6 protein-coding genes are annotated in these 8,266 nt (G+C 28.9%); all 6 read right to left on the bottom strand.

The features are described 5' to 3' along the window. Positions 1 to 241: 241 nt before the first annotated feature. On the bottom strand, positions 242 to 2,011 hold the full coding sequence (locus U9R42_12785) for a M23 family metallopeptidase (GenBank protein ID MEA3496893.1): 1,770 nt from the start codon (positions 2,009 to 2,011) through the stop codon (positions 242 to 244). Then, positions 2,011 to 2,622: a fumarylacetoacetate hydrolase family protein gene (locus tag U9R42_12790; protein ID MEA3496894.1), complete on the bottom strand. Its 612-nt coding sequence runs from the start codon at positions 2,620 to 2,622 to the stop codon at positions 2,011 to 2,013. The genes U9R42_12785 and U9R42_12790 overlap by 1 nt, the downstream gene beginning before the upstream one ends. 15 nt (positions 2,623 to 2,637) lie before the next feature. Then, complete coding sequence (locus tag U9R42_12795; protein ID MEA3496895.1) at positions 2,638 to 4,341, bottom strand: M3 family oligoendopeptidase; 1,704 nt, start codon at positions 4,339 to 4,341, stop codon at positions 2,638 to 2,640. 263 nt (positions 4,342 to 4,604) lie between these two features. Then, complete coding sequence (locus U9R42_12800; protein ID MEA3496896.1) at positions 4,605 to 5,093, bottom strand: DUF5606 domain-containing protein; 489 nt, start codon at positions 5,091 to 5,093, stop codon at positions 4,605 to 4,607. Between the two features lie 166 nt (positions 5,094 to 5,259). Further along, on the bottom strand, positions 5,260 to 5,850 hold the full coding sequence (locus tag U9R42_12805; GenBank protein ID MEA3496897.1) for a carbonic anhydrase: 591 nt from the start codon (positions 5,848 to 5,850) through the stop codon (positions 5,260 to 5,262). Between the two features lie 289 nt (positions 5,851 to 6,139). Next, a complete protein-coding gene (locus tag U9R42_12810; GenBank protein MEA3496898.1) occupies positions 6,140 to 7,777 on the bottom strand; it encodes a DUF4139 domain-containing protein in 1,638 nt (545 codons plus the stop codon). Positions 7,778 to 8,266 lie beyond the last annotated feature (489 nt).

Genomic DNA, 8,266 nt, shown 5'->3' on the forward strand with positions numbered 1-8,266 from the left:
TGATAAAGGACAATTTAATTTTGATTACAAATTAAAGAAGGGTGTTTGTAAAATATTGAATGCTACTGAGCTTATGAAAAAAATGGGAGTTAAGGTTTGATACAATGATTTAATGATTTAATGATACAATGGTGTAATGATACAATTATGTAAGCTCCAAAATAGCTTTATCTAGGTTCGCTGAATTTCAATCATTTAATAAAATAATAAAGTCAAATTCCAATGACAGTTCATAGTAACATTACCTAACAAATTCAAACTCAGCAACTTTTTTATTTCCACAATTATCTTTTACAACAACTTTTAAACTGTGTTTTCCGCTTGATGTTCTGCTATCAAATTTATGTTTTAAAAGATTGTATTTTGCATCATATTCCATCAAAACCCACTTGCCGTCAATATATCCATTGTATGAACTTATCCCCGATTGCTTGTCATAAATTTTTAACTTTAGTTCCTTTTTTGATGAAACATAACTTCCATTTTTAAAATTTAATGCTTTAATAACTGCATCAACAGAATCCACAACAACACAAAAAGTTCCAAATTCACGAACCTTAGTTTCTATCCATCCATTTTCTAATTTACCACCCAAATAGCTAAAAGAATTTTTCCCGTATTTTACAGCTATGTAGGCTTTGTCTTTATATTTCTCAGGGAGATTCTGCGTTTTTATTTTTAAAATATATCTTTTATGAACAGGAACATCATTTTTGTGAATTATATGTAGTTTTGAATAAGTGTTACTATTCCCTTCTTTTGGACGATATTTAAATTTCAAATCATCATAAAAAGTATTTGGGAAAGCAAATAAATTTATCTCATCATCATAAAAATAATTTGCTTCCTTAACGCTAAATATTTTCCTGTAACTTTCATCATTTAAGTTCTTCGTATTACTTTTCAATTCTTCGCCACTTATTTTAAATTTAAGCACCGACATATTTCCCGAAAAATCTTTAACAAAAATATTTATTTGATTTTCTTTTCCAAATTCAGTAATTATTTCCCCATTATTATTTATTGTTTCGTAAAATGGTAATTTGTTATTTGGTAACAAAAACAATCTTTGAATTTTTTTCTTTTTATGCACTTTTTCAGCGTAGTCAATATGAGCATTTATATACCTTGAATTTGCAAAACTGAAAGTATTAAATTTCTCTTCAAAAATATTTTCATCATTTACTTTTAGCAAAATATTATAAACCCCCAAAGTACTGTATGAATTATTCATTTTGTCATAAGTCTCAATGCCAAGTTTAAAAGCACCATTTACAGAAATATTTTTTACTCCTCTTAAAATATAATTTCCATTACTTTTTGAAAGCCGTAACACAAACTCATCATGATAAAATTTTGAATAAGTTGAATTTTTTCCATAATAAGTAACTTTTACAACAAAACTCTCGTTAACAGGATAAAGCTTTATCCTCCTTATTTCAGGCTTTATCTCGTCAGTTATTTTCAATCCGAAATACAAAGGATTTATTGGCCATTCCGATTTTGTATCTCTGATTTCAAAATGAAGATGTGGACCGCGTGAACTACCTGAATTTCCTGATAAACCAATCAACTCACCTTTTTTAAAAACAAATTTATTCTTTGAAGGATAAAGTTGAATAGCGTATTTCTTTTTGTGATATTGATTCTTTTTTACAAAGCTTTCAATATCATCGCTAAACTTTGAAAGATGAGCATAAACAGAGGTAAATCCATTTGGATGATTTATGTACAAAGCATTTCCAAAACCGTAAGGAGAAACTCTTATCCTTGAAACATATCCATCCGCAACAGCAACAATCTTTAATCCCTGCTGTCCATTGGTTTTTATATCAATTCCCGAATGAAAATGATTTGTTCGTAACTCGCTAAAAGAACCTGAAAGATAAATTGGTATTTTTACAGGACTACGAAAATAATCTTTTGGATATTCTTGTGCTGAAATAGAATTTAATGCAAAAATAAATATAAAAAATATAATTAATTTCAATTCTGATTTGCAAATGTTCATTACTTAACCTTTAGCTCAAATAATTTATTAGTTTCTAAAAAACCTTTTAAAACATCATTTTTTTCAACCTTGGCAACACCTTGGGGAGTACCTGTAAAAATTAAATCTCCGGGCTTTAAAGTAAAATATTTTGAAATGTACGAAATGATAAAAGCAAAGTCAAAAATCATTTCCTTAGTACTTCCCTTTTGTACAACTAAAGAATTTTTTGTTAAAGAAAAATTAATATCCTTTAAATCAAAAATTGTTTTTTTTGACACAAAATCCCCAACAACAGCCGCACCATCAAATGCTTTGGAAATTTCCCAACTTAAGCTTTTCTCTTTCAATTCATCTTGAATATCTCGAGCTGTAAAATCAATTCCCACACTTAATTCATTAAAATAATTTAATGCTTCTTCCTTCTTAATATTTTTCCCTTCTTTACTGATTTTTAAAACAATTTCTATTTCGTGATGAATATTTTTTGAAAAATCGGGAATTTTAAAATCATCGTTTTTGTCTAATAAAGCAGTATCGGGTTTTAAAAATATAGCAGGTTTTTTTGCTACAACATTCTTTAACTCCTCAACATGCTTCACATAATTTCTTCCAATGCAGATTATCTTCATTATTTTAACTATTAATTAGCTCTCAAATTTAGAAATTTCATTTTTAACAAAATCAGATAGTTGCCCTATATATTTTTTTGAAAAATCAAACTTTATTCCTGCTGTTTTATAAATTTCAGGAATGCTTTTAGTATATCCGAGTTTTAATGCATTCAAATACGCAGTCAAGCCTTTTTCTTTATTTTCTATAAAATTTTTCCAAATCGCAATTGCACCTAATTGAGAAATAGCATATTCTATGTAATAAAATGGTACTTCAAAAAGATGCATCTGCTTTTGCCAAAGCTTTTTCTTTTGCTCCTCATAATCAGAAAAGTCAATTATCCCACTTGAAAATTCATCAAAAATATCTGTCCATTTTTCATCTCTTTCTTTTACCGTATGCTCAGGATTAGTGTAAATCCAATGTTGGAATTTATCAATAATAGCCACCCATGGCAATACTCCCAGCAAATCGGCAAGGTGTGTAAGCTTTGCTCTTTTTAGTTCATCTTTATCTTGAAAAAATACATCCCAATAATCAAAAGTAATTAATTCCATAGACATTGAAGCCAACTCAGCAACTTCCGATGGTGTGTCTTTGAAATAAACAAGTTCCAAATCGCGTGATAAAAAAGAATGAACAGCATGTCCTCCCTCATGAAACATAGTTACCAAATCACGCAATAAACCTGATGAATTCATAAAAATAAAAGGAATTCCGGTTTCACTAAGTGGATAGTTATATCCTCCGGGGGCTTTTCCTTTTCGTGAATCAAGGTCAAGGAAAGATTTTTCCTTCATTATTTTAAGATATTTCCCAAGCTCTCCAACTTTGTTAAAAACAGTTATTGAATTGTCAATCAATTCCTCAGTGCCTTCAAATGGTTTTAAAGGAGCTTTACCATAAAGGTCAACACCCATATCGTAAGGTTTAAGTGAATCTAATCTGAGTTTTTCCTTACGTTTTTGGTGAATTATTTTTAAAAGCGGTAAAACTTCCTCTCTGATTGATTCATGAAATTTTAAATTATCTTCAATTGTGTAATCAAACCTATTGAGTGAAACAAATTTATAATCTCTATAATTTTCAAAACCTGCATTTTTTGCTACTTTAGTACGTAATTTTACAAGCTTTGAAAATATTTTATCTAATTCTTCAACATTTTTTGCCCTTCTGTTAGCAATTTTTTCATAAATTTCTTTTCGTAACTTTCTGTCTGTTTGCTCCAAAAATTTTGATGCCTGTTGCAAGGTCATTTCTTTACCATCATGCTCAATGGTCATTGCTGAACTAATGGTGTTAAATTTATTTGTTTCCTTACTTATTTCAGTAAACAATGGAATATTTTCCTTTCTAAAAAGGTTAATTTCATTTTTAATTGATTTGATTAAAATTTTATAAGAAGCTTCCTTAAATTCATTAAGCTTAGGGAAATTAATAAATTTTTTGTTCAGCTTATCTTCATAAGGAGCAATTTTCGGTTGAATTTCATTAATAAAATACTCGTAGTTTTCCTTAATCTTTTCATCAGTTGTGTTGCAAGTAAATTTTATATAACGCCACGCCAAATTCTCACTAACAAAAGCATCTAACTCACTTCTATCTTTAAGCCATTTTTTATGCTCATCAAAACTTTCCACTTTTCTTCCAATCAGATTATCATAATATGTTTTTATTTCTTCCCAATTATTAATAGCCTGATTTTCTTTTATATATTCTCTATCCTTTATTTTCATCTATTTATTTTATTTGTTTATTTGTTTATCTGGTTATCTGTTTATTTATTTGGTTATCCATACGGACTCATACGAGCTAATTTCGTGTCGCAAGTTTTGTTTATTTGTTTATACCTTTTTTTACGATTTTCTAATCGCTTACTGTATCTTGTATTTCCCACATCTTGTCATGATTTGTCTCTACAATTTTGCTACACCTACATCTGCCGACTGAAGACTGCTTACTGTTGACTGAAGACTGCCGACTGTTGACTAAAGACTGCCTACTTCCCTCCCTCAGGTTTTTCCTCGCTTTCCTTATTTTCGACCTCTTTCTTTTTCTCCTCAGCTTCTTTTTCCTTCTTTTCAACTTCCTCTAACTCCTTAATTACATCAGGGTAAATTTCAGCAATTACATTGTACCACTTAATCATTTTTTTCATATCCGAGATATAAACTTTCTCTTCATCATGGTCTATTACCACTTCCTTAAAATATTCTTTAATTTTATTGGGTTCGGTTTTAGGTGTTATGCTAAGCTTAAGAACATCTTTTTTATAAAACCTAAGAAATACATCAGAAAGGAAAAAATCTGATCCATCTTTTGAAAAAATAGTTATATCGTTCAATATCAAAACATGAAGATTCGGTTGCACTTTGAATTTTGTTTTTTTCTCGTTTAAAGTTTCAACAATAATTCCTTTTGGTGATTTGGAAATAACACGAAATAAATCTCCTTTTCCTCTGATTGCAATTATGTCTTTAAGATCCATATTTGTTTTTTCTTATTTAAGCTTTAATGTAATTAAAAAAATTTAGTGGCAAATATAATATTTTTGGAATCAATGATTGAAAATAATTTATTAACTTTTCTTTTGAAAAAGAACGTATTTAAAACCCAAATTTTATTTGAGATTTACTGCAATTTATACATTTTTTTTAAATATTCAAATCAATTAATTTCCCATTATTCATATCATAAACCCATCCATGAACAATAGGATAAGAATTTTTAATATGGCTTTTTTGAACATATAAAGTTTTAATAACATTTTCTGCCTGCTCTATTACATTAAGTTCTACAAGTCGTTTGTATTTTTGTTCGTCATCATCAATTAGTTCCAATTCTTCGAAATGATGCTGATAAACATCTTTAATATTTTTTAGCCAGCCATCTAACAATCCAAAGGATTTTTGTTCCATCGCCAATTTTATACCACCACATCCGTAATGACCGCAAACTATGATATGCTTCACTTTAAGGTGTTCAACCGCATATTGAATTATAGACATAATATTTAAATCATTATTTGAAACTACATTTGCAATGTTTCTGTGAACAAATAAATCTCCAACATCTAGACCCGTAATTATATTTGCAGGAACTCTACTGTCTGAACAGCCTATATATAAAAAATCAGGCTTTTGTTCTTTATATAAATTTTTGAAAAATTCTTCATCTTTTTCATTTTTCCTTTCTACCCATTCCTGATTTAATTTAAAAATCTTATTGTATTTATCAGATTTCATATTTTAAAGCTTTTATTTTTTTTGTGTCATATTTATTTTAATGTTCTGTTTTTATAAAAAAACAAAAATATAAAGATTCTCTATATATCCAAACTATCTAACAGGCTTTTAATTTTTTGTAAATATTCACTAAAAAAAAGCATGGGCCTACTTCAAAAAATAATTAAAACTCAAATTTACAAAAATATAGCTTAATGTTTGTGTACATTTTAAGCCTTAGTATATTCGTGTTTTTGTCTCATTGTCCATTGTATAATTGTATCATTATACCATTATATCATTGTCTCATTTAACTCCCCTTAACAACCTTAGTTTTAGGATATTTTACGGAATAAATAAACTTAATGCTTTTCTTTTCATTTGCTTGCAATTTTATTTCCCATGAAAGCTTTCCTACTTTTTTCACTAATTCAGCACCACCCGACTCAAGTAATTCTACTTCAATATCTTTTATGTTTGACAATGGAATTTGGTCAAGAACTTCAATCGTTACTGGTTCCGATTTTGTATTTCTTAAAGTTATTTCGTAAGCATTTATATGCTTCTTTGTCGTAAGTGAAGTTTTTACCGTACTTTCTTTGTACAACTTTTCTCTTTCAATTATAATTTTACTATCTCTGCCAAAAGACAACAGAAGTGTGTCGGCTGTTATGTATGGATTTATTTGAGACTGCCCCACATAAGTATTTTCAAAGAAAATATTTGCTTTTCCAGGCAACAAATTATATTTACCCCAATCGGCAATTTTAGCTAATAAAAATGCCGCTTTATCAATTGATGGAACAGCATGATACTCATAGTCTGCAGGAATTGAAAACTCAGTCATTATTACCATATGATATTTTCCATCCGTAGGAATAGTATAAGGTTGTTCTACTTTAAATTCTACATTCATCTGACTTTCATGCATATCCATTGGCACATAACTTTGTTTAATTTGCACATATTTTTGTTTAGTCTTAGCTATTTTCATTGCATCAACATATTTCATTGGTTTATTTGAGATAGCTTCTTCTTCATATAACATATTTCGATTACTTACTACTTCTTCCCTTTTTGAATATATAGTTGGCTGATAAAAATAAACATATCTCGGATTCAAAATAGGTCTGCTGTTATTTATATTAGGATTAGCTGTAGAAATTGTAATTGGTACATTTTCCCAATTCAGACCTGTTCTCTGATAAACATTTGCTTTGTAAACTAATTGAATATTTTTATCGATTCCATCTGAACGCAAATCATAAATTGGTACCCAACTTACATTATTTACAATATATGAAAAAACAAAATCCGATGTTTTTGCTCTATCCGAAATTACTTCAAGTACGATTTCTCCCGTTGATTTATTTAAACCTGAACTCAACTGCTTTATTTGGTTTTGCATCCTGCTTAACACCTCTCTAATTTCCCTTTCTTTCTTATCAAAATCAACTAATTTGTTTTGTAACACACTCATTCTCTTGAAATAATAATCAGACAAAGATTTAAGTTCTTCTACTTTTACTCCTTCCTGAGTACTCCCTAATTTTGTATTAGAACTTATAACATTCATTTCTCCTTTTGTTACATCTTTAGCCTTTTTGTTAATTGCTAATTTATAATTTAATATCTTAACCGAATCCTGAAGTATTTTTATTCCTTTTGAAACTTTTTTGTCTTGCAAATAATTAATTCTGTATGAAACCGATAATAACTTAACACCTTCTGTCATTCCTACTTGAATACTTTGTACTTGCAGAGATGTTGTCAATCCTCCAAACACAAGAGTTGAAGAACCTTTTGTTACACTTGATTTAGTTGCTCTTACAATTTTTGCATTTTGTTTGTATATTGTAACATGCTTTATTTTTGATGGTATTTCAGTAGAAAATGAATAATTAACAAAAATTAAGACGGTAAAAAATAATAAGATTGATTTTTTCATGATTGTTTTTTTTGGTTATCCTCTGTTTTAACAAAAATAATTCCACTTTCTTCTATATCCATCCAGACTCATACGAGCTAACTTCGTGTCGCAAGTTTTGTTTATTTGTTAATTTGTTTCAATGGTCATTTGCTTCGCTGTCATTTAATTGTCATTAAGTTGTTTATTTGGTGATTTGTTTATTCTAAATTTGACTGGAGACTGCCGACTGCGGACTGGTAATTTGTTTATATTTTCACGCAAAGACGCAAAGAACGCAAAGGAGAATTGTTTATTTGGTAATTTGTTTATTTGTTTATCCGATACACTAACTCTAAGTACTTTAGGCACTCTAGGCACTTTAAGTACTTCTTTTTGTTTATTTGTTTAAACGCAGAGTCGCAGAAACGCAGAGAAAAAAATAACTAATAAATCAACCCTATTCAGGCAAGCACATGTTTTTTACTGCCGACTGGAGACTGCCGACTGCGGACTGGTAATTTGTTTCAA

The sequence above is a fragment of the Bacteroidota bacterium genome, assembly GCA_034723125.1.
Lineage (GTDB): Bacteria > Bacteroidota > Bacteroidia > CAILMK01 > JAAYUY01 > JAYEOP01.